Raw genomic sequence first — 21828 nt, 5'->3', positions numbered from 1 at the left:
TTGGATGTGCGCTTACCGCAAATACTTATGACAAATTAGACTTAAGACCCGCCCATATATTACCAAAAAGCAAACAGCTAAAATCCACTACTTATTGCAACCCACCTCTGCTAAAGCATTAAGCAAACGCATTGCAATAAAGACGCCCGGTAATTTCAACAGTTTCGGAACTTTGGTTACGACGAGCCATAAAAGTAAAGGCAACAATAGCCAGTTTTCTCTCGGCACTCACTACCGCCTCTACGGTACCGGAAATCCCCAGCCATTTTCGACCGTTATCCCACTGCGGAATATATTCTGCAATTAATGTTCCGCTCAACGGGCTGTTACGCAGCCAGAACTCTTTTCCACCATTGAAAAATAATTGGATACTTCCCCCTTCTGAACCGGTATTCCCTGTCACGATGACAATAGAATCGCCACCGTCATACATATCAGACACTCCATATATGACTGTGCCTGTACCGACCGTGTAACTAACCTGCCCACTGGCAGCTTTACTTGCATTTTCCATTGCACACCTCCGCATCAGGCTGAGAACATTCAGACTTACTGAGTTACCGCCTATAAATTAGGTGCCACCCTATTTTGTGTCTACTGTCAACATTGACAGTAGACACAAAAAAAGCAGTGAAATAAAAAATGCCCCGCACTATCAACGTGCGGGGCCTTCTGTTCATAGATAGGGATTATTTGTTTTTAATGATGCTCGCGGGTCGCGCGGAATTTCACATCCGGCCAGCGCTCTTCCATCAACGCCAGATTCACCCGGGTCGGGGCCAGGTAGGTCAGGTGACCACCGCCGTCGATCGCCAGGTTTTCCACGGCCTTGTTGGAGAACTCTTCCAACTTCTTCTTATCGCTGCAATCAATCCAGCGCGCCGAATACACGGTGATCGGCTCGTAGGAGCACTCCACTTTGTATTCCTCTTTCAAGCGGCTGGCGACCACATCGAACTGCAGCACACCGACGGCGCCGAGGATGATGTCGTTGCTGCGCTCGGGGAAGAACACCTGGGTAGCACCTTCTTCGGCCAACTGCTGCAAGCCTTGGCGCAGTTGCTTGGACTTGAGCGGGTCGCGCAGGCGCACGCGGCGGAACAGTTCCGGGGCGAAGTGCGGGATACCGGTAAAGCCCAGGGTTTCGCCTTCGGTGAAGGTGTCGCCGATCTGGATGGTGCCGTGGTTGTGCAGGCCGATGATGTCGCCGGCGTAGGCTTCTTCGAGCTGTTCACGCTCGGAGGAGAAGAACGTCAGGGCGTCGCCGATGCGCACGTCCTTGCCGGTGCGCACGTGGCGCATCTTCATGCCTTTTTCGTAGCGGCCGGAGCAGATACGCATGAAGGCGATACGGTCGCGGTGCTTGGGGTCCATGTTCGCCTGGATCTTGAACACGAAGCCGGTAAATTTCTCTTCGACCGGTTCCACGGTGCGCTCGTTTGCGACACGCGCCAGCGGGCGCGGGGCCCAGTCCACTACCGCGTCGAGCACGTGGTCGACGCCGAAGTTGCCCAAGGCGGTACCGAAGAACACTGGGGTCAACTGGCCGTCGAGGAATTCCTGCTGGTTGAATTCGTGGCAGGCGCCCTGCACCAGTTCCAGCTGGTCGACGAAACGGTCGTACTCGTCACCCAGATGGGCGCGGGCTTCGTCCGAGTCGAGCTTTTCAATGATCTTGGTTTCGGTACGTTCGTGACCATGGCCAGCGGTGTAGACAATGATGTAGTCGTCGGCCAGGTGGTAAACGCCCTTGAAGTCGCGGTAGCAACCAATCGGCCAGGTGATCGGCGCGGCCTTGATCTTCAGGACGGCTTCGATTTCATCCAGCAACTCGATCGGGTCGCGGATATCACGGTCGAGTTTGTTGATGAAGCTGACGATCGGCGTGTCACGCAGGCGGCAAACGTCCATCAGCGCAATGGTACGTGGCTCGACACCCTTACCGCCGTCGAGGACCATCAGCGCCGAGTCCACCGCGGTCAGAGTGCGGTAGGTATCTTCGGAGAAGTCTTCGTGGCCGGGGGTGTCGAGCAGGTTGACCATGTGGTCGCGATACGGGAATTGCATGACCGACGTGGTAATGGAAATACCCCGTTGTTTTTCCATCTCCATCCAGTCGGATGTGGCATGGCGGTCGGATTTGCGCGATTTCACCGTGCCGGCTACCGCGATCGCCTTGCCCATCAGCAACAGCTTTTCGGTGATGGTGGTTTTACCGGCATCGGGGTGGGAAATAATGGCGAAAGTGCGGCGTTTCGCGACTTCGGCGGCCTGGTGGGTCATGGGAAATCGCCTGGCAGGTGAGTCAAAAAAGGGCGACGAGTATAGCGCAAACGAGGGGGTACGGACCACCGTTGAGCCCATTGGGGGTGGCTAAATGCGCCCAAGTGTGGAACCTTTTAAAAGGTCGAGACGTCCACTCCCCTGCTACCGCACTCGGAACAGGGGCTGAAATATCAGCAAGTTAGCCTGACGAGGCTGCGCTCATGGCTTGATCGCATACTGCATTGCCAGTATCGGCGAGCTGCTTTTCGCGAACCTATTCGCCGACAGCCAGGAATGGCATTGCCGCCGGAGAATGTGTTCGCCGACAAAAGAAAAAAAGGAGTCCGCCTGTGGCTATTCGCTATGGCAAAGGGCTGATAGGAGGCGCGGTTGTCGTCGCGCTCCTGGCCCTGCTGGTCCACTGGATCGGCATCAACACGATCGAACTGTACCGCGACGATTTGTTGTTTTACCTGCAAGCTCACCTGATTCTTGTCCTAGTCTCCATGCTGGCAGCCCTGATTGTGGGCATCCCCGCTGGTATCCTGCTCAGCCGACCCAACATGGTCGGGCGTGCAGAACGTTTCATGCAGATCTTCAACATCGGCAACACCGTCCCTCCCCTGGCCGTACTGGCCATCGCCCTCGGCGTCCTCGGCATCGGCAGCGGCCCGGCCATCTTCGCGCTGTTTCTCGCCTCCCTCCTGCCCATCGTGCGTAACACCTACGAAGGCTTGAAAAACGTCCAGGGTTCCCTCAAGGAAGCCGCCACCGGCATCGGCATGACGCCGCGTCAGGTGCTGTTTCGCGTGGAACTGCCCAACGCAGTGCCGATCATCATCGGCGGTGTACGTGTGGCCCTGGCGATCAACGTCGGCACCGCCCCACTGGCGTTCCTGATTGGCGCCAACAGCCTCGGCAGCCTGATCTTCCCCGGCATCGCCCTGAACAACCAGCCGCAACTGTTGCTCGGCGCCGCGTGCACCGCGCTGCTGGCATTGCTGCTTGACGGCCTGGTGACCATGGCCAGCCGCCTCTGGCTGGAACGCGGGTTGCGCCCGTCTTAACGCCAGGAAAGGAATCGACATGAAAAAACTAAGCTTGATATTAGGCTGCGTCCTGCTGTTTGCAGGTATTGCGCAAGCCGCTGAAAAACCGGTGATTCGCATTGGCGCCCGGGTGTTTACCGAGCAGACCCTGCTTGCCGAAATCACCTCCCAGTACCTGCGCACCAAAGGTTACGACGCCCGTGTGACGGGTGGCCTGGGCAGCAACCTGGCGCGCAGTGCCCAGGAAAGCGGACAACTGGACCTGATCTGGGAATACACCGGCGTGTCCCTGGTGGCCTACAACCACGTGGACGAGAAACTCGACAGCGAACAGTCCTACGCCCGGGTGAAAGAACTCGACGCGAAAAAAGGCTTGGTCTGGCTCTCGCCGTCGAAATTCAGCAACACCTACGCGCTGGCACTGCCGGAAAACGTGGCCAAGGAATTTCCGCAGATCAACAGCATCAGCGACCTGACCAAGGCCCTGGCCGAGGACACCAAGGAAAACCGACTGGTGGCCCTGGACACCGAGTTCGCCAACCGTTCCGACGGCATGGGCGGCATGGTCAAGTTGTATGACATGAACCTCACGCGCAAAAACACTCGGCAGATGGACGCTGGCCTGGTCTACACCGCCCTGCGTAATGGCCAGGTGTTTGCCGGTTTGGTCTACACCACCGATGGCCGCCTGAACGCGTTCAAATTGAAGCTGCTGGCCGACGACAAGCATTACTTCCCGGACTACACCGCAGCTCCGGTGATCCGTCAGGAATATCTCGACCAGCATCCTCAATTGGCCGCAGAGCTCAAGCCCTTGGCCGAGCTGTTCGACGACGCAACCATGCGCGAGCTGAATGCGCGGGTCGACGTCGACCACGAAAGCCCGTCCGCTGTCGCCGCCGATTTCCTGCGCCAACATCCGATCAACTAAGAAGGAGAAGACATGGAATTTTTGAACGCCTTTTCCCATCTTGATTGGGCCCAAGTCCTGCAACTCACCTGGCAGCACATCACCCTGGTCGGCATCGCAGTGATCCTGGCTATCGTCGTCGGCGTGCCCCTGGGTGTACTGATGACTCGTTTCCCGACCCTGGCCGGTCCGTTGCAGGCTAGCGCTACGGTGCTGCTGACCGTGCCGTCCATCGCCCTGTTCGGGCTGCTGTTGCCGTTCTACTCCAAGTTCGGCCAGGGCCTGGGGCCGATGCCGGCGATCACCGCCGTGTTCCTGTACTCCCTGCTGCCAATCATGCGTAACACCTACCTGGCCCTCACCGGCGTTGAGCCAGGCATTCGCGAGGCCGCCAAAGGCATCGGCATGACCTTCGGCCAGCGCCTGCGCATGGTCGAGCTGCCCATCGCCGTGCCGGTGATCCTCGCCGGGGTGCGCACCGCCGTGGTGATGAACATCGGCGTGATGACCATCGCCGCCACCATCGGTGCCGGTGGCCTGGGTGTACTTATTCTGGCTTCCATCAGCCGCAGCGATATGTCGATGCTGATTGTCGGCGCCGTGCTGGTCAGTCTCCTGGCCATCTTCGCCGACCTGCTTCTGCAATGGCTGCAACACTCGCTGACTCCAAAAGGATTGCTCAAATGATCGAACTTCAAAACCTGTCCAAGACTTTTCAAAGCAACGGCAAGACCATTACCGCCGTCAACGATGTAAGCCTGACCGTCAACGAAGGCGAGATTTGTGTATTCCTCGGCCCGTCGGGCTGCGGCAAGAGCACCACGCTGAAGATGATCAACCGCCTGATCAAGCCCTCCTCGGGCAAGATCCTGATCAACGGTGAAGACACCACTGACCTGGACGAAGTGACCCTGCGCCGCAACATCGGCTACGTGATCCAGCAGATCGGCCTGTTTCCCAACATGACCATCGAGGAAAACATCGTGGTCGTGCCCAAGCTGCTCGGTTGGGACAAGCAAAAATGCCACGACCGCGCCCGCGAACTGATGAGCATGATCAAGCTGGAGCCCAAGCAGTACCTGCATCGCTACCCGCGTGAGCTGTCCGGCGGCCAGCAACAGCGTATCGGCGTGATCCGTGCGCTGGCGGCCGATGCGCCGCTGTTGCTGATGGATGAACCGTTCGGCGCGGTCGATCCGATCAACCGCGAAATGATCCAGAACGAGTTCTTCGAGATGCAGCGCGCGCTGAACAAGACCGTGATCATGGTCAGCCACGACATCGACGAAGCGATCAAGCTGGGTGACAAGATCGCCATCTTCCGCGCCGGCAAGTTGTTGCAGATCGACCACCCGGACACGCTGCTGGCGCACCCGGCCGACGAGTTTGTCAGCAACTTCGTGGGCCAGGACAGCACCCTCAAGCGCCTGCTGTTGGTGAAGGCCGAAGACGCGGCGGACAACGCCCCGTCGGTCAGCCCGGAAACCCCGGTGGCCGATGCCCTGGAGCTGATGGACGAGCACGACCGCCGCTACGTGGTGGTCACCTGTGCCGAGAACAAGGCGCTGGGTTATGTACGCCGTCGCGACTTGCACCGTCAAGCCGGTACCTGCGGCCAGTACCTGCGTGAGTTCAACGCCACCGCCGCGTACGACGAGCATTTGCGCATCCTGCTGTCGCGCATGTATGAGTTCAACCGCTCGTGGTTGCCGGTGATGGATGCGGAGCGGGTGTTCCTGGGTGAAGTGACCCAGGAGTCGATTGCCGAGTACCTGAGTTCCGGCAAGTCCCGTGGCGGCAAGACCAGTATTGTCTCGCCGGCCGAGACCGCCCTGGCCTGACCTGACACAACAGGGATAAAAAATGTGGGAGGGGGCTTGCTCCGATAGCGGTGAATCAGTGACTGAGAAGTGACTGACACACCGCTATCGGGAGCAAGCCCCCTCCCACATTTGCCCCTCGGTGAGTCAGGGAAATGTCCTCAATTCCCACTCAGCGGGGAACATCAATCCGTCACACCGGTCGGTTACATAAGTAGCTGCACGCGGCCGTACGACGAACGCGTGCAAAAACGCGACATTTTTAGTTGATCCCACGCCCGTCAAGCCCTAAAGTTCGCGCCGAACGTCCATGCTGGAAACGATCCATCCGGCTCAAGTACTGACGACGAGACAGCAAGGCCAAGGGAAGCTTACCCCGTGGCCTTTTTGCTTTCGGCGACATGCCTTGGGAAGTAGGCGAACCAAAGTGGGGATACGGAGGACGTTCAGTTGTACCCATTGATTAATACAGTTTGCCCCTAGGAGTCCCCAGCATGTCGATCAACGTCGAAGACTATTTCGCGCGCGCCACCTTTGACAAAATGAAGGCGTTCGCCGACAAGCAAGAAACCCCGTTCGTGGTGATCGACACCGCGATGATCAGCCAGGCCTACGATGACCTGCGTGCCGGTTTCGAATTCGCCAAGGTGTATTACGCGGTCAAGGCCAACCCGGCCGTGGAGATCATCGACCTGTTGAAAGACAAGGGTTCGAGCTTCGACATCGCCTCGATCTACGAGCTGGACAAGGTCATGGACCGCGGCGTCAGCGCCGACCGTATCAGCTACGGCAACACCATCAAGAAATCCAAGGACATCCGCTACTTCTATGAGAAGGGCGTGCGCCTGTTCTCCACCGACTCCGAAGCCGACCTGCGCAACATCGCCAAGGCCGCGCCGGGTTCGAAAGTGTATGTGCGCATCCTCACCGAAGGCTCGACCACGGCCGACTGGCCTTTGTCGCGCAAATTCGGCTGCCAGACCGACATGGCCATGGACCTGCTGATCCTCGCCCGCGACCTGGGCCTGGTGCCGTACGGCATCTCGTTCCACGTCGGCTCGCAACAGCGCGACATCAGCGTGTGGGACGCGGCGATCGCCAAGGTCAAGGTGATCTTCGAACGTTTGAAAGAAGAAGATGGCATTGAGCTGAAGCTGATCAACATGGGCGGCGGCTTCCCGGCCAACTACATCACCCGCACCAACAGCCTGGAGACCTACGCCGAAGAAATCATCCGTTTCCTCAAGGAAGATTTCGGCGACGACCTGCCGGAAATCATCCTGGAGCCAGGCCGCTCGTTGATCGCCAACGCCGGCATCCTGGTCAGTGAAGTGGTGCTGGTTGCACGTAAATCGCGCACCGCCGTCGAGCGTTGGGTGTATACCGATGTGGGCAAGTTCTCCGGCCTGATCGAAACCATGGACGAAGCCATCAAGTTCCCGATCTGGACCGAGAAGAAAGGCGAGATGGAAGAAGTGGTCATCGCCGGCCCCACCTGCGACAGCGCCGATATCATGTACGAGAACTACAAGTACGGTTTGCCGTTGAACCTGGCGATTGGTGATCGTTTGTACTGGTTGTCGACCGGTGCCTACACCACCAGCTACAGCGCAGTTGAGTTCAACGGGTTTCCGCCGTTGAAATCGTTCTACGTGTAAGACCGCCGCCTATAAAAAACCCATGACAAGTCATGGGTTTTTTTTGCCTCAGGAAAAGGACGCGGCACGTTGTTGATAGGCACCGGCCATGGCGCGAATTTGCGGGTCATTGGCCAGCGCCAGCGCCTCGTACGCCGTTCGCAGGAACTTGAGATTCCCAGCCGCCAACGCCTTGCGTAGCCATTCCAGCGCAGCGTCGATCTGGCCTCTGTCCGCCAGCACCGCTGCATGGCTGAATTGCCCCCGAAAATCCCCGGCTTCGGCGGAGCGCCGGTACCATTCAAAGGCTGCCTCAAGATCCCTGAGGCAATACTGGCCGTCTTCCAGATAACGCCCCACCAGGTTCATCGACTTGGCGTGGCCCTGCCCTGCGGCCTGGCGATAAAACGTCAGCGCTTGGGCCTGGTCTTGCATAACGCCGCGGCCGGTGGCCAACAGGTTGGCGTAGTTGTACTGGCCCCAATCCAACCCGGCTTCGGCTGCCAGCCGATATTCCCGCGCTGCCGCCGCTTCATCGACGGCACAGCCCCAACCATGCTCCAGGCAGCGCCCGGTCATATTGCGCGCCATCGAATGCCCGCCCTGGGCGGCGATGCGGAACCAGCGCAATGCCAGCGTTTCATCGCGCGCAATACCACGTCCTTCCAGCAGGATCTGCCCGAGCAACGCCTGGGCGTCGACCACGCCTTCCCTGGCCGCGATCAGGATCGCCTGGGCAGCGCGCACCGGGGAATCGTCGAGCATGGACTGCAATTGCTCGACGTTGAGCACTTCCTGGCGACGCAATAAAAATCCCATCTCAGACCTCGACCCAGCGGCGCAGCAGGTTGTGGTAGGTACCGGTGAGTTGGATCAGTGCCGGGTGGTCAGGAACGTCGCGGGTCAGTTGCTGGATCGCGCCGTCCATTTCGAACAGCAAGGTGCGCTGGCTGTCTTCGCGCACCAGGCTTTGTGTCCAGAAGAACGAAGCATAGCGGGCGCCACGGGTCACGGCGTTGACCTTGTGCAGGCTGGAGCCGGGGTACAGCACCATGTCGCCGGCGGGCAGCTTGACCCGCTGCAGGCCGAAGGTGTCCTGGATTTCCAGTTCGCCGCCGTCGTATTCGTCCGGGTCGCTGAAGAACAGCGTGGACGACAGATCGGTACGCACACGTTCGGGGCTGCCTTTGGGTTGGCGTACGGCGTTGTCGATATGAAAGTCGAAACTGCCGCCAGCGGTGTAGCAGTTGAGCAACGGCGGGAAGACTTTGTGCGGCAGCGCCGCCGACATGAACAATGGGTTGTTCCACAACCGTTCCAACATGGCCGCGCCGATTTCCTTGGCGAGGGGGTGGCCTTCGGGTAATTGCAGGTTGTGCTTGGCCTTGGCGGACTGATGCCCGGCAGTGATTTTGCCGTCGGCCCACTCGGTCTCTTCCAGGGCCTGGCGAATGCGCAGCACCTCCTCGCGAGAAAACAGGCCGGGAATGTGCAGCAACATGAGGCAATACCTGCAATCAGAGAGGCGCCAATAGTATTGATTCTTATCTACCCTGTAAAACTCGGGGACGAACGAGATTGCAAAAACCGTAAGAAAAAAGTGTAAAGAATGTAAATTCGATGCGAATAGCAATATCTCGCAATTGATACAAAGTCTTGTTGGCCCTATATTCCGCGGCCTCACATCCTTGGGGAAGGGACACGTCATGTCGCGCATTCTTATAAAAACACCAGCCAGTTCACCACGCATGCTGGCCTCGGCCATCGGTGTAGCCTTGAGTGCCAGCTCTGCCGCCCACCTGGCGCAGGCAGCGGAAAACACCGAGCAGAAAGGCGAGCGCAACCCTATCTCACTTGGCGCCACCAACATTACCGGCCAGGACCAGGACAACACCTCCTATCAGGTGGAAAAAGCCTCTTCTCAGAAATACACCGCGCCGCTGGTGGACACACCGCGTTCGGTCACCGTGGTGCCGCAACAAGTACTCAAGGACACCGCCGCTACCTCGTTGCAGGATGCCCTGCGCACCGTACCGGGCATTACCTTTGGTGCCGGTGAAGGTGGCAACCCACAGGGCGACCGCCCGTTCATTCGTGGTTTTGATGCCCAGGGCGACACTTACCTGGACGGCGTGCGCGATACCGGCGGCCAGAGCCGTGAGATCTTCGACATCGAGTCGATCGAGGTCAGCAAAGGCCCGAACTCCTCGTTCGGCGGCCGTGGGTCGGCCGGTGGCAGCCTCAACCTGGTAAGTAAGACCCCACAAGCGCGGGACTTCACCAACGGCGGCTTCACCTACGGTTCCGACCAGACCCGCCGCTACGTGCTCGACGTCAACCGCCAATTCCTCGACGACAGTGCCGCCTTCCGCCTGAACCTGATGAGCCACGAACAAAACGTTGCCGGCCGCGATGCGGTGAACTACGACCGTTGGGGCGTGGCCCCGTCGCTGACGTTTGGCCTGGGCACGCCGACCCGCGTCAACCTCAGCTACTACCATATGGAAAGCGATGACTTGCCGGATTCGGGCATTCCCTATGGCTATGGTTCGTCGACTGCCACTGCCCACGTGCACGACAAACCCACCGATGGCGGCGACAGCAACAATTTCTACGGTTTGAAAAGCCGCGACTTCCGTAAAACTCGCGCTGATATCAGTACGTTCTCCATCGAGCACGACCTGAACGACAACATGACCTTGAAAAACACCCTGCGTCACGGCAGCACCGGTCAGGACTATGTGCTGACCCAACCGGATGACAGCAAACTCAACGTCAACAAGTTCGGCACCGTATGGCGTCGCGCTAACAGCCGCGTGTCCACAACCACCACGACCACTAACCAGACCGACCTGTTCGGCAGCTTCCAGGCCCTGGGCTTCAAGCACAGCTACTCCACCGGCCTGGAATTTACCGGTGAAGAAACCCGCGTCAGCGGCTATACCGTCAGCCCCAATGCCAACCCGGTGTGCAGCCCGGCCAAGGGCAGCGTGGGCGGCCAGTGCACCTCACTCGGCAACCCGAACCCAGACGACGCCTGGAACGGCAGTGTCGCGCGCAACTACAACGGCACCAACACCAAGGCCACCAGCCGCGCCGCCTATGTGTTCGACACCATCGAGCTGGATCCGAAATGGCTGCTGAACGTCGGCCTGCGTTACGACACCTTCGATACCGAAGCCAACACCAACGCCACTACCGGACGCACCAAGATCAAGGATGACAGCCAGTTCTTCAACTGGCAGGCCGGCCTTGTCTGGAAACCACTGGAAAACGGCAGCATCTACGCCTCCTACGCCACCTCGGCCTCACCAGCCGGTGGCCTGGTAGGTGAAGGTGCCGACGGCAACCCGCTGTCTGCCGGTGCGGCAACCAGCGACTTGCAGCCTGAAGAAACCGTCAACTATGAACTGGGTACCAAGTGGGACCTGTTCCATGATCGTCTGTCCCTGACCGCTGCCGTGTTCCGTACCGAGAAGAAAAACACCCGCATCCTGGTGGATGCCCTCACCTACGAGAACGGCGGCGAGTCTCAGGTCGACGGCGTGGAATTGTCGGCCAGCGGCAAGCTCACCGATCACTGGCAAGTGTTCGCCGGCTACACCTATCTGGACAGCGAGTTGGTCAAGTCCGGCCTCAACGGGCGTAACGGTGTGGTGAGTGCCGGGTCCAACAAAGGCAACCAGATGCCCAACACGCCGAAGAACTCCTTCAGCCTGTGGACCACCTACGACATCACGCCGAAGCTGACCGTCGGCGGCGGCGCGTTCTACGTCGATGAGGTTTACGGCGATGCCGGCAACACCGTGTACGTGCCGTCCTACACCCGCTATGACGCCATGGCCAGCTACAAGCTGACCAAGAACGTCGACCTGCAACTGAACGTGCAGAACCTCACCGACAAGACCTACTACGACAAGGCCTACTCGGCGCACTTCGCCAACCAGGCGGCCGGGCGCACCGCGCTGTTGACCACCAGCTTCCACTTCTAAAAGCGGTCAATGCTCCGACCCAAGGCCCCACGCATCGGATGCGTGGGGCTTTTGTGTGTAAAACAGAATTTTTCTCGTTAACCCACGGCATAATGCGCGCCGTGAAATAGATATCCAGATGAGCGAGGCGGCCCGACGTGTTGAAGAAAACCCTGTTCCAGTTGCACTGGTTTTTCGGCATCACTGCCGGGCTGGTGCTGGCCTTGATGGGGGTCACCGGGGCCGCGTACTCGTTCCAGGATGAAATCCTGCGAGCACTCAACCCTACGGTACTCAGCGTACAGAAGCGCGAAGCCGGCGTGCTGCCGCCTGCCGAACTGGTGCGCAAGCTGGAGGCCGCCGAAGGCAAGAGCGTTGCGATGCTGTGGGTGGAAAGCGACAGCGGCAACGCCGCCCGGGTGTCCTTCACCCCGCCGCCGGGGGAGCGTCGTGGCCAGATGCGCTACTTCGACCCCTATACCGGCGACTACCTGGGCGACGCCGTCGGCCAGGATGTGTTTGGTTTTATTTTGCAACTGCACCGCTTCCTCGCCGTCGGCGAAACCGGGCGCAACATCACCGGCGCCTGCACTCTGATCCTGGTGTTTTTCTGCCTCTCCGGTTTATATCTGCGCTGGCCGCGCCAGGTAAAAAACTGGCGGGTATGGTTGACCCTGGACTGGCGCAAGAAGGGCCGCAGTTTCAACTGGGACCTGCATTCGGTATTCGGCACCTGGTGTCTGCTGTTTTATCTGTTGGCGGCACTGACCGGACTGTATTGGTCCTACGACTGGTACAACCAGGGCATGACCAAACTACTCTCCGACGCGCCGCAAAACGAGCGCATGCGCAAACGCGGCCCGCCACCTGCCGGCCCTGCTCCGGTAGCCAACTATGACGCGATCTGGAGCAGCATCTACAGCAGTGCCGGCCCCGACCTGAGTGCCTACAACATCCGCATGCCAGCCGTCGCCGGGCAACCGGCCACCGTGTATTACCTGCTCAAAGACTCGCCCCATGACCGTGCGCTGAACCAGATCAACCTGGACCCGGCCACCGGCGAGGTCAAATCCCACGAGCGCTACGCCAGCAAGAGCCTCAAATCGCAATTACTGACCAGTGTCTATGCGCTGCACACCGGCAGCTATTTCGGCCTGATCGGACGCATCATCCTCACCGTCAGCTCGTTGCTAATGCCATTGTTCTTTATCACCGGCTGGCTGCTGTACCTCGACCGCCGCCGCAAGAAGCGCCAGGTGCGCGATGCCCGCCAGGGCCTGACGACCAATCACAGCGATGCGCCGGCCTGGCTGATCGGCTTTGCCAGCCAGAGCGGTTTTGCCGAACAACTTGCATGGCAAACGGCAGGCCAGTTGCAAGCCGCGGGCCTGCCGGTGAAGGTGCAGCCCCTGGGCAGCCTCAGCCAAGACGACCTGAGCCAGTCGGAACATGCGTTATTCGTGGTCAGCACTTTCGGCGACGGTGAAGCCCCCGACAACGCGCGGGGTTTTGAGCGCAGAGTGCTCGGTCAGGATTTACCGCTCAAAGGCTTGAACTACTCGGTATTGGCCCTGGGTGATCGTCAGTATGAACACTTCTGCGGCTTTGCCCGGCGCCTGCATTTCTGGCTGACCAACCAGGGTGGCAATGCACTGTTCGCCCCGGTGGAAGTCGACAGCGGCGACACTGAGGCCTTGCTGACCTGGCAACAGCAACTCGGCCAACTCACCGGTCACGCGCCAGCGGCGGCTTGGCAACCCGCCCAATATGAAACCTGGACACTGAGCCAACGCACCCTGCTCAACCCTGGCAGCGTCGGCGCCGACGTCTATCTGCTGGGCCTCACACCGCCCACGGCGCAAAGCTGGCAGGCCGGTGACCTAGTGGAAATCCTGCCGCGAAACTGCCCCTGGGCCATTGATCACTTCCTCCACGGCCTGGGCCTGGCCGGCAGCGACGGCGTGTTGATCGACGGCTTGGCGCACACCCTCGACCAAGCCCTGGCCACCCGCCAATTGCCGGACAACCGCGCGCACCTGGTCGGCCTGCATGCCCAAGCCTTGGTGGACGCACTGGTCCCCCTGGGCATGCGCGAATACTCCATCGCCTCGATCGCCAGCGACGGTGTGCTCGAGCTGATCGTGCGCCAGGAACGCCATCCCGACGGCAGCCTGGGCCTTGGCTCTGGCTGGCTGACGGAACATGCGGCCATCGGTTCGGGCATCAGTCTGCGCCTGCGCCGCAACAGCGGCTTCCACCTGCCGGATGCGCCGGTGCCGCTGATCCTGCTGGGCAACGGCACCGGCCTGGCGGGCCTGCGCAGCTTGCTCAAGGCACGCATCGCCGATGGCCAGCAGCGCAACTGGCTGCTGTTTGGCGAACGCCAGATCGCCCGTGACTACCTGTGCCAGGACGAACTGCAAGGCTGGCTCGCCAGTGGCGACCTGGCCTTACTCGACCTGGCGTTCTCCCGGGATCAGGAAGAGAAGATCTACGTACAGGATCGCCTGCGCGAATCGGCCGATGTGCTGCGCAAATGGCTGGCGGATGGCGCGGCGATTTATGTATGCGGCAGTCTGCAGGGGATGGCGACGGGGGTGGATCAGGCGTTGGTGGATATCCTGGGTAATGAGGCGGTGGAGCGCTTGATTGAACAGGGCCGCTATCGCCGGGATGTGTACTGAGATTTTGTTGGCCCTGATCGTTCCCACGCGGAGCGTGGGAACGATCGCCTAGACGGGTTGCAGCTTTTGTTCGAACACTGACAGCCCGTCCAGGTCGCGCAAAATCACGGTCAATTCTGCCGTCTGCCCATCAATCTGCACTTCACCAAAAAACTGAAAGCCAGCAAACGGCGAAGTGTTTTGCGCAGGCGGAGCTTTCTCGAACACTACCTGCGGGCCAAAGGTTTTATCCAGCGGATTAGGCCCGAAACTCCCGGCATTCAACGGCCCGGCCACAAACTCCCAGAACGGCTCGAAATCCTGGAACGCCGCCCGGTCCGGGTGATAGTGGTGCGCTGCGCAATAGTGCACATCGGCCGTCAGCCACACATGGTTGCGCACCTGTTGCGCTCTTAAAAAGCCCAGCAGCTCGGCGATTTCCAACTCACGCCCTTGCGCCTGGCCAGGGTCGCCATTGGCAATAGCCTCCCAACGTGGCACGCCAGGGCTTACCTCACCGTCAGGCACGCCCAGGCCGATGGGCATATCGGCGGCAACGACCTTCCACTGCGCTTGCGACCCCTTGAGTTCTCGCTTGAGCCAATCCAACTGTTCGCGACCCAGGAACGGTTTCTCGCCGCCCAGGTTGTCGTCATTCGGCCCACGGTAGCTGCGCATATCCAGCACAAATACATCCAGCAGCGGCCCATAGCTGAGCTTGCGATAAATACGCCCGCCACCGTCTGCGCTCTGCCGCCGCATGGGTGAATATTCCAGCCAGGCCTGGCGCGCGCGACCGACAAGGGTATTGATGTCGCGGGTCTGGTAACGCTCGTCCAACTGCTTGCTGGAAGACCAGTTATTGATCACCTCGTGATCGTCCCACTGCCAGATCTGCGGCACTTGGGCATTGAAGCGGCGCACGTTCTCATCCATCAGGTTGTAACGGTAATTGCCGCGATACTCATCCAGGGTCTCGGCGACTTTGCTCTTGGCTTGGGTGGTGATGTTGCGCCAGATGCGCCCGCCTTCGGTGACCAGTTGCGCGGGCACCGGGCCGTCGGCGTAGATGGTGTCGCCGCTGTGGATAAAGAAGTCTGGCAGGCGCAGGCGCATGGCTTCGTAGATGCGCATGCCGCCGATGTCCGGGTTGATACCAAAGCCTTGGCCGACGGTGTCGCCGCTCCACACAAAGCGGATGTCGCGGCGCTGTTGCGGCACGCTGCGCAAGTGGCCGAACCAGGGTTCGCTGGCGACACCGGTCTGGGCATCTTCGAAATGCACACGATAGAAAATCGCCTGGTCCACCGGCAAACCGGTGAGTTCCACGCGGGCGGTGAAGTCGGTGCGGCTGTCGGCCAGGGGCGAGATGAACTTGCGTGGGTTACTGAACACACTGCGGGTGTCCCACTCCACCACCATCTTCGCCGGGCGGTCGCTGCGGCTCCAGATCATCGCACGGTCGCCGAGCAGGTCGCCGGACTGCACCCCGTCAGTGAGTTGCGGCCGGTCCTTCACCGAAGCGATCACCGCCGGGGCCAGGCCCGGCAACAACAGACCAGCGCCGACGGCTTGCATCACACGGCGGCGGCCGAGATCGAAGTCGCTCATGCAGGTGCCCTCTTGAGTATCAAAAGGGTCACTAAAGCATGCGGGGATGAAGCAGATATGACACCACCCTTACAGCCAAGGAAAATCCAAATGTGGGAGGGGGCAAGCCCCTCCCATATTTTGAATCCCATCAGCCCTTGGCAGCAGTGACCGTCAGTTCCACAGCTTCCGGTCGCTTAAGCAGCGCATACACCAACCCCGTCAACACGCTGCCCGCCACAATCGCCAGCAAATACATCAATGCATGGTTCATCGCATTCGGGATCACCAGAACAAACAAGCCGCCGTGGGGCGCGGCGAGTTTGCAGCCAAAGTACATCGACAGCGCACCGGTCAAGGCGCCACCGGCAATGCTGGCCGGGATCACCCGCAGCGGGTCTTTGGCCGCGAACGGGATCGCGCCCTCGGAGATAAAGCACAGGCCCAGGACCATCGCCGCCTTACCGGCTTCGCGCTCGGTCTGGGCGAATTTGCGTCGGGCGAGCAAGGTCGCGATGCCCATGCCAATCGGCGGCACCATGCCGGCAGCCATGGTCGCGGCCATCGGCGCACCACTCGACGCCGCCAACAGGCCCACGGAAAACGCATACGCCGCCTTGTTGATCGGCCCACCCAAGTCCACGCACATCATGCCGCCGAGCAAAATACCCAGCAGCACCGCGTTGGTGGTGCCCATGGTGCTGAGAAAATCGGTCAGGCCGGACAGCAACCGGGCGACAGGCGGGCCGACCAGGTAGATCATCACCAGACCGGTGAACAAGCTCGCCAGCAACGGGATGATCAGGATCGGCTTGAGCGCCTCCAGGCTCTGGGGCAGTCGCACCGCACGGCTTATCAACTTGACGCAGTATCCCGCGACGAAACCCGCCAGGATGCCGCCGATAAAGCCCGCGCCCAGCGTACCCGCCAGCAAGCCGCCGATCATGCCCGGCGCCAGGCCAGGGCGGTCGGCAATCGAATAGGCAATGTAGCCTGCCAGCAGCGGCACCATCAGCAGGAATGCCTGGTCACCGACGCTTTTCAGCGCTGCCGCCAAGGTGCCGGGCTGTTCGAAGGCATGGATGCCGAACACGAATGACAAGGCGATCAGCAAGCCCCCCGCCACCACCATCGGCAACATGTACGACACGCCGGTGAGCAAGTGTTTGTAGACGCCGGTTTTCTCCGATTTGGCCGGCGCGCCGCTGGCTGCGCTTTCCACTGTGCCTTCGGCCAGGGCCTTGTTGAGGATGGCTTCGGATTGCTTGAGGGCAATACCGGTGCCACAGCGGTAGATTTTCTTGCCGGCAAAACGCTCGGTGGCGACTTCGATATCGGCCGCCAGCAACACCACGTCGGCATTGGCGATGGCCTCCGGGCTCAACGGCGTGCGGGCGCCCACCGAGCCCTGGGTCTCGACCTGCAAGTCATAACCCAGGCGTTTGGCGGCCTGCTGCAAGGCTTCGGCGGCCATGAAGGTGTGGGCCACGCCCGTCGGGCAGGCGGTAATCGCGACGATACGCGGCGCATCTTTCGCCGCCACCGGGGCGCCGCTGGTGACATATACCTGGGCTTCTTCGGCGCCGCGACGCAATACGGCCTCTACATCCGCCAGGGCCTGGGCCGGGGTGGTCTGGAACACGCGCTTGCCGACAAACCGCTGCATGTCCACCGGTGTGCTGCTGACCAACAACACCCATTCCGCGTCATTGAGGGTGGCCTGGGACAACTGGCGCTCCGGGCGCTGCACGTCGACGACTTCGACACTGGTGTGCAAGCCCATGCGCTGGGCGGCGGCGTCCAACAAGCGGGCGCACAGCACACTGGTGACCATGCCGTTGGGGCAGGCGGTAACAATGGCTAACTTCATCACAAACCCTCTTATTGTTCTGTCAGCGTGCGTACATCGACGCCGCTTTCTAGGTGCGCCAACTGCGCGTCATCGCTGATGCCAAAGCCGATCTGCGTTACGGCCATCGCGGCAATCGCCGTGGCGCGGCGCAATGTCTGTTCGGCTGCTTCGTCGCTGAGCAAGCCATGAAGCATGCCGGCCAGCAGCGAGTCGCCGGCGCCCACGGTGCTGGCCACCGTCACCTTGGGCGGCGTGGCGTGCAGCGCTGCACCCGGGCGGTACCAGGTCACACCCGCAGCACCGTCGGAGACCACCACATGTTCGACGCCCTGCTGATGCAGTTGGCCGATGGCATCGGTGGCATTATCCAAGGCTTCGGCCAGCTCTTCGGTATTGGGCTTGACCAGCCACGGGCCGGCCTGCAAACCGGTGCGCAACGCTTCTCCACTGGTGTCCAGGGCGACTTTCAAACCGAGGCCTTTCAACTGCTGCAGCAGCCCCTGAAACCACTGCGGGCTGACGCCACGCGGCAAGCTCCCGGCCACCACCACTGCGTCAAATTGCGCGCCGATCATTGCGACCTTATCGAGCAGTGCGTGTTGCGCCTCTTCACTCACCAGCGGCCCCGGCGCATTGATGTCGGTGACACGCCCGTCCTGTTCGGCAATCTTGATATTGCTGCGGGTTTCGCCGGGCACGCGAACGAACGCATCGCCAAACCCACGGCGGCTGATCAGCGCATCGAAAGCCTGGGGGTTCGCCTCACCGAGAAACCCGCCGACGCTGACGTCATGGCCCAGGTCCGCCAGCACTTGCGCCACGTTCACGCCCTTGCCCGCCGCATGGGTGAGCATCGCTTCACTGCGATTGACTGCACCCGGTTCCAGGCGCGCCAGGCGCACCGTGAGGTCCAACGCCGGGTTCAGCGTCAGGGTCAGAATCTTCGCCATTTACACGGCCTCCACAAGGGCACGCACTTCGGCAGGCGAACCAACCAACAGTGCTTGTTGCGCCAGGCCCCGGGCCTCGCTCAGACTGAATTCACGTACACGCGCCTTCACTTCAGGAATGCTGCGGGCCGACACGCTCAACTCATCCACCCCCAGGCCGACCAGCACCGGCACGGCCAATGGATCCGCCGCCAACTCGCCGCAGACTCCGACCCATTTGCCGTGGGCATGGGCGGCACGCACAGTGATGTCAATCAGTTGCAACACCGCCGGGTGCAGGCCGTCGGCCTGGGCCGACAGGGTCGGGTGACCACGGTCGATGGCCAGGGTGTACTGGGTCAGGTCATTGGTGCCGACGCTGAAGAAGTCCACTTCCTTGGCCAGTACCGGCGCCAGCAAGGCGGCTGACGGCACTTCGATCATGATGCCCAACTGCAAATCAGCCACCGGGATTTCCAGGCGCAGGCGCTCGGTCATGTCCCGGGCTGCGCGCCATTCATCCACGCTGCCGACCATGGGGAACATGATGCGCAACGGTCGGTTATCCGCCGAACGCAGCAGCGCACGCAGTTGCGCTTCCATGATCTTGGGGCGCTGCAAGGTCAGGCGAATGCCGCGTACGCCAAGAAAGGGGTTTTCTTCTTCGGCGATAGGCCAATACGGTAAAGGTTTATCGCCGCCCACATCGAGGGTGCGTACCACCAGCGGGCGCCCGTCGAGGCCGTCGAGCACGCGACGGTATTCGGCCTCCTGGGTGGCTTCGTCCGGTGCCTGGGGGTGGGCCATGAAAATCAGTTCGGTGCGCAGCAGGCCAATGCCTTCGGCGCCCTGCTCCACTGCACTGGCCACCCCGGCGCTTTCGCCGATATTGGCGAACACTTCCACGGCGTGACCGTCACGGGTCAGCGCCGGTTCATGGCGCTGGGCCGACGCCGCCTGCAAGCGTTGTTCGCGGGTATCGCGCTCGACCACGGCCCGCTGCAGAGTGGCAGCGTCCGGGTCGACATGCAGGCGACCGCGCTGACCGTCGAGCAACAGCGGTGTGCCGGCGTTCAGCAGCAACACTGCAGCGCCTGCGCCGACCAAGGCAGGAATGCCCAAGGCGCGAGCGACGATGGCGCTGTGGGCGGTGGCACCGCCGCGAGCGGTAAGGATACCGGCGACGCGGGCCGGGTCCAGGCGTGCCACGTCTGAAGGGCCGACTTCATCCATCACCAGGATGTAGGGCTCGCTGGGCGCCTGAATGGTTTCGACACCGCACAGTTGCGCCAGCACTCGACGGCCGATATCGCGCAGGTCGGCGGCGCGCTCGGCCAGCAACGCGTCCTGCAACGCTTCCTGCTGCTTGGCGGCGGCCTCGATCACGCTCATCCAGGCGGCTTCGGCGCTTTCGCCCTGCTTGAGGCGGGTGTCGACTTCGTCGGTCAGTTCCGGGTCGTCGAGCATTTCCTGGTGGGTGATGAAAATCTCGCGGATGGCCTTGGCCAGGCTGCGTTCGATCAGGCCCTGGATATCCTGGCGCACCTCGTTCAAGGCCGTGTGCAGGCGCTGGCGCTCAATCGCGGCAGACTCACCGCGCATGGGGTAATCAAACAGCTGTGGAATCTGGATATGGGCCGGGCCGATGGCGATGCCCGGCGCGGCGGCGATGGCCTGGAGCTGGCTACCACTCAGTGGCGCACTGAGTACCGGCTCGACATCGACCTGGGCAGGTTGGGCGCTCACGCTCGGCAATGGCTCGACTTCTTCGCCAAGCCCCTCTTCGATCGCGGCCAACAGCGCGGGCAATGCGTCGCCGGCAATCGTCGGCTCGGCAACGAATTCCAGCACCTGGCCGCGACGCGCACCAAGGCTGAGCAACTTGCTCAGGCTTTTGACCGACACGGCGCCCACCGGGCCATCGATAATACGCACACGGATATCGCCGTCGAAACTCTTCGCCAATTGCGCGAGGATCTTGGCCGGGCGCGCATGCAGGCCATGGGCGTTGGCCAGGGTGATGCGGGCGCTGGGCCAATCCGCAGGCAGTTCGCCGCCCAGCACTTCCAGCACCGCACGGCTGCTGGTGGCACGCCCCAGTTCCTGGCCGCGCCCTTCAATCAACAAGGCACACAGGCGTTCAAGCAGGGCTTGGTGGGCTTCACCGAGGCTCGCCAGGCAGAACAGGCCGTGCAGGGGCTGGCCGAGGTAGCGCATGGGCTTGTCCGGCGTGACAAACGCCAGGCCCGGGCGCTTGACCGTCTGCTCGCTGTGCAACCACCACAAGCCATCGCCCAGGGGCAGCGCGTCAACTTGTTGCAGCACTGCAGCAAAACCATTGCTCACGCAGTCGGCCTGACGCAGCAGGCGTGCGCCGCGCCATACCAGCTCTTCAAAATCATCGGCAGATACGCCCAGGCTGATCATCTGCGCATCCAGCGCCAGCTCCTGGGGGGCGCCTTGCAACAGCTTCAACAAGGCTTCGGCGCTGCCGGCCCGACGCAGTGCCTGGCCCAAGTCGGTTTCACCGAGGGCGCGGGTCAGCAGTTGCAGCAGGCGCAGGTGCTCATCGGATTTAGCCGCGATACCAATCGCGAGGTAGACCACCTGGCCGTCGCCCCAGTCCACCCCTTCGGGGAACTGCAGCAAACGCACACCGGTGGAAAATACCTGGTCGCGGGTTTCTGGCGTGCCGTGGGGAATGGCGATGCCCTGGCCGAGAAAAGTCGAACCCTGGGCCTCACGGGCTTGCAAGCCACTGAGATAACCCTCGGCAACCAGGCCATCGGCCACCAATTTATCAGCGAGCAGGTGCAAGGCAGCAGACTTATCCACAGCCACCTGGCCCATGGATATCTGCTCTACGGTGAGCTCAAGCATGCCGTTCTCCTAGTTAGTGCGATGTGCGCACTAGGTATTGTTTTGAATTGATCAGCGCGAGACGTTCAAAAATAACTGACTGAGTGGTCAATTGGCAGTGGTCACTCAGTGGCGAACATCGTAAAAATACGCCTGCTGAAACGTTTAATCTAGAATTTATGGCAGATTACGCGTTAATTGCGCAAGCTAGAAGGGCCACTCGGCGCTTGCTCTGGGACATTGGTCGTGGGCTGGAATCGGTTACGATTGGACAAAATGTCGG

The 21828-nt window shown here is 60.9% G+C and carries 15 protein-coding genes; 7 read left to right on the top strand and 8 right to left on the bottom strand.

Annotated features, from left to right (window positions below; genetic code table 11):
* Positions 1-118 precede the first annotated feature (118 nt).
* Together QZR30_RS23720 and QZR30_RS23715 are read right to left on the bottom strand one after the other, a co-directional pair.
* Positions 119-514, bottom strand: a complete 396-nt coding sequence (locus QZR30_RS23720; protein WP_145916451.1) for a hypothetical protein — start codon at positions 512-514, stop codon at positions 119-121.
* Between the two features lie 185 nt (positions 515-699).
* Positions 700-2283: a peptide chain release factor 3 gene (locus QZR30_RS23715; protein WP_059398065.1), complete on the bottom strand. Its 1584-nt coding sequence runs from the start codon at positions 2281-2283 to the stop codon at positions 700-702.
* Between the two features lie 332 nt (positions 2284-2615).
* Between QZR30_RS23715 and QZR30_RS23710 the strand changes: the two genes are divergently transcribed.
* The 5 genes from QZR30_RS23710 (at position 2616) to QZR30_RS23690 (ending at position 7702) form a co-directional block, all read left to right on the top strand.
* Positions 2616-3332 (top strand): ABC transporter permease, encoded by a 717-nt coding sequence (locus tag QZR30_RS23710; RefSeq protein WP_004372306.1) that lies wholly within the window; start codon positions 2616-2618, stop codon positions 3330-3332.
* Between the two features lie 19 nt (positions 3333-3351).
* Positions 3352-4245 carry a glycine betaine ABC transporter substrate-binding protein gene (locus QZR30_RS23705; RefSeq protein WP_046070881.1) on the top strand — a complete coding sequence of 298 codons (894 nt, stop codon included), beginning with the start codon at positions 3352-3354 and terminating at the stop codon, positions 4243-4245.
* A 12-nt stretch (positions 4246-4257) separates the two neighbouring features.
* The gene (locus QZR30_RS23700; protein WP_311904350.1) at positions 4258-4911 is read left to right on the top strand and encodes an ABC transporter permease; all 654 of its coding nucleotides are present in this window, start codon (positions 4258-4260) and stop codon (positions 4909-4911) included.
* A complete protein-coding gene (locus QZR30_RS23695) occupies positions 4908-6065 on the top strand; it encodes an osmoprotectant ABC transporter ATP-binding protein OsmV (protein WP_046070880.1) in 1158 nt (385 codons plus the stop codon). The genes QZR30_RS23700 and QZR30_RS23695 overlap by 4 nt, the downstream gene beginning before the upstream one ends.
* A 473-nt stretch (positions 6066-6538) precedes the next feature.
* Complete coding sequence (locus tag QZR30_RS23690; protein ID WP_003188470.1) at positions 6539-7702, top strand: type III PLP-dependent enzyme; 1164 nt, start codon at positions 6539-6541, stop codon at positions 7700-7702.
* A gap of 48 nt (positions 7703-7750) precedes the next feature.
* Here the strand turns inward: QZR30_RS23690 and QZR30_RS23685 are convergent, their stop codons facing one another.
* Positions 7751-8500, bottom strand: coding sequence for a tetratricopeptide repeat protein (locus QZR30_RS23685; protein WP_311904348.1), 750 nt, complete (start codon positions 8498-8500; stop codon positions 7751-7753).
* Position 8501: 1 nt separating this feature from the next.
* Entirely contained in the window at positions 8502-9182 is a 681-nt protein-coding gene (locus QZR30_RS23680; protein ID WP_046070878.1) for a Fe2+-dependent dioxygenase, read from the bottom strand.
* A gap of 205 nt (positions 9183-9387) precedes the next feature.
* Between QZR30_RS23680 and QZR30_RS23675 the strand changes: the two genes are divergently transcribed.
* Both QZR30_RS23675 and QZR30_RS23670 read left to right on the top strand, forming a co-directional pair.
* A complete protein-coding gene (locus QZR30_RS23675) occupies positions 9388-11673 on the top strand; it encodes a TonB-dependent receptor (protein ID WP_059398068.1) in 2286 nt (761 codons plus the stop codon).
* Positions 11674-11810: 137 nt separating this feature from the next.
* A complete protein-coding gene (locus QZR30_RS23670) occupies positions 11811-14336 on the top strand; it encodes a sulfite reductase flavoprotein subunit alpha (protein WP_311904347.1) in 2526 nt (841 codons plus the stop codon).
* A gap of 48 nt (positions 14337-14384) precedes the next feature.
* Here the strand turns inward: QZR30_RS23670 and QZR30_RS23665 are convergent, their stop codons facing one another.
* The 4 genes from QZR30_RS23665 to ptsP form a co-directional block, all read right to left on the bottom strand.
* Positions 14385-15926, bottom strand: coding sequence for an alkaline phosphatase D family protein (locus tag QZR30_RS23665; protein ID WP_056845529.1), 1542 nt, complete (start codon positions 15924-15926; stop codon positions 14385-14387).
* A 130-nt stretch (positions 15927-16056) separates the two neighbouring features.
* Complete coding sequence (locus QZR30_RS23660) at positions 16057-17775, bottom strand: PTS fructose-like transporter subunit IIB (RefSeq protein ID WP_046070875.1); 1719 nt, start codon at positions 17773-17775, stop codon at positions 16057-16059.
* Between the two features lie 11 nt (positions 17776-17786).
* Entirely contained in the window at positions 17787-18707 is a 921-nt protein-coding gene (gene pfkB / locus QZR30_RS23655; RefSeq protein ID WP_046070874.1) for a 1-phosphofructokinase, read from the bottom strand.
* Entirely contained in the window at positions 18708-21566 is a 2859-nt protein-coding gene (gene ptsP / locus QZR30_RS23650; RefSeq protein ID WP_046070873.1) for a phosphoenolpyruvate--protein phosphotransferase, read from the bottom strand.
* Positions 21567-21828: the final 262 nt, after the last annotated feature.

This window comes from Pseudomonas sp. rhizo25, assembly GCF_031931935.1.
Classification (GTDB): Bacteria; Pseudomonadota; Gammaproteobacteria; order Pseudomonadales; family Pseudomonadaceae; genus Aquipseudomonas; species Aquipseudomonas synxantha.
This window is presented reverse-complemented; position numbering and strand designations above follow the sequence as displayed.

Bases quoted from the DNA above. Each gene is read 5' to 3' on its own strand.
- QZR30_RS23700 (WP_311904350.1), top strand. From the start codon at position 4,258: ATGGAATTTTTGAACGCCTTTTCCCATCTTGATTGGGCCCAAGTCCTG.
- pfkB (WP_046070874.1), bottom strand. From the start codon at position 18,707: ATGGCGAAGATTCTGACCCTGACGCTGAACCCGGCGTTGGACCTCACG.
- QZR30_RS23705 (WP_046070881.1), top strand. From the start codon at position 3,352: ATGAAAAAACTAAGCTTGATATTAGGCTGCGTCCTGCTGTTTGCAGGT.
- QZR30_RS23720 (WP_145916451.1), bottom strand. From the start codon at position 514: ATGGAAAATGCAAGTAAAGCTGCCAGTGGGCAGGTTAGTTACACGGTC.
- QZR30_RS23660 (WP_046070875.1), bottom strand. From the start codon at position 17,775: ATGAAGTTAGCCATTGTTACCGCCTGCCCCAACGGCATGGTCACCAGT.
- QZR30_RS23715 (WP_059398065.1), bottom strand. From the start codon at position 2,283: ATGACCCACCAGGCCGCCGAAGTCGCGAAACGCCGCACTTTCGCCATT.
- QZR30_RS23675 (WP_059398068.1), top strand. From the start codon at position 9,388: ATGTCGCGCATTCTTATAAAAACACCAGCCAGTTCACCACGCATGCTG.
- QZR30_RS23690 (WP_003188470.1), top strand. From the start codon at position 6,539: ATGTCGATCAACGTCGAAGACTATTTCGCGCGCGCCACCTTTGACAAA.
- ptsP (WP_046070873.1), bottom strand. From the start codon at position 21,566: ATGCTTGAGCTCACCGTAGAGCAGATATCCATGGGCCAGGTGGCTGTG.
- QZR30_RS23685 (WP_311904348.1), bottom strand. From the start codon at position 8,500: ATGGGATTTTTATTGCGTCGCCAGGAAGTGCTCAACGTCGAGCAATTG.
- QZR30_RS23680 (WP_046070878.1), bottom strand. From the start codon at position 9,182: ATGTTGCTGCACATTCCCGGCCTGTTTTCTCGCGAGGAGGTGCTGCGC.
- QZR30_RS23695 (WP_046070880.1), top strand. From the start codon at position 4,908: ATGATCGAACTTCAAAACCTGTCCAAGACTTTTCAAAGCAACGGCAAG.
- QZR30_RS23665 (WP_056845529.1), bottom strand. From the start codon at position 15,926: ATGAGCGACTTCGATCTCGGCCGCCGCCGTGTGATGCAAGCCGTCGGC.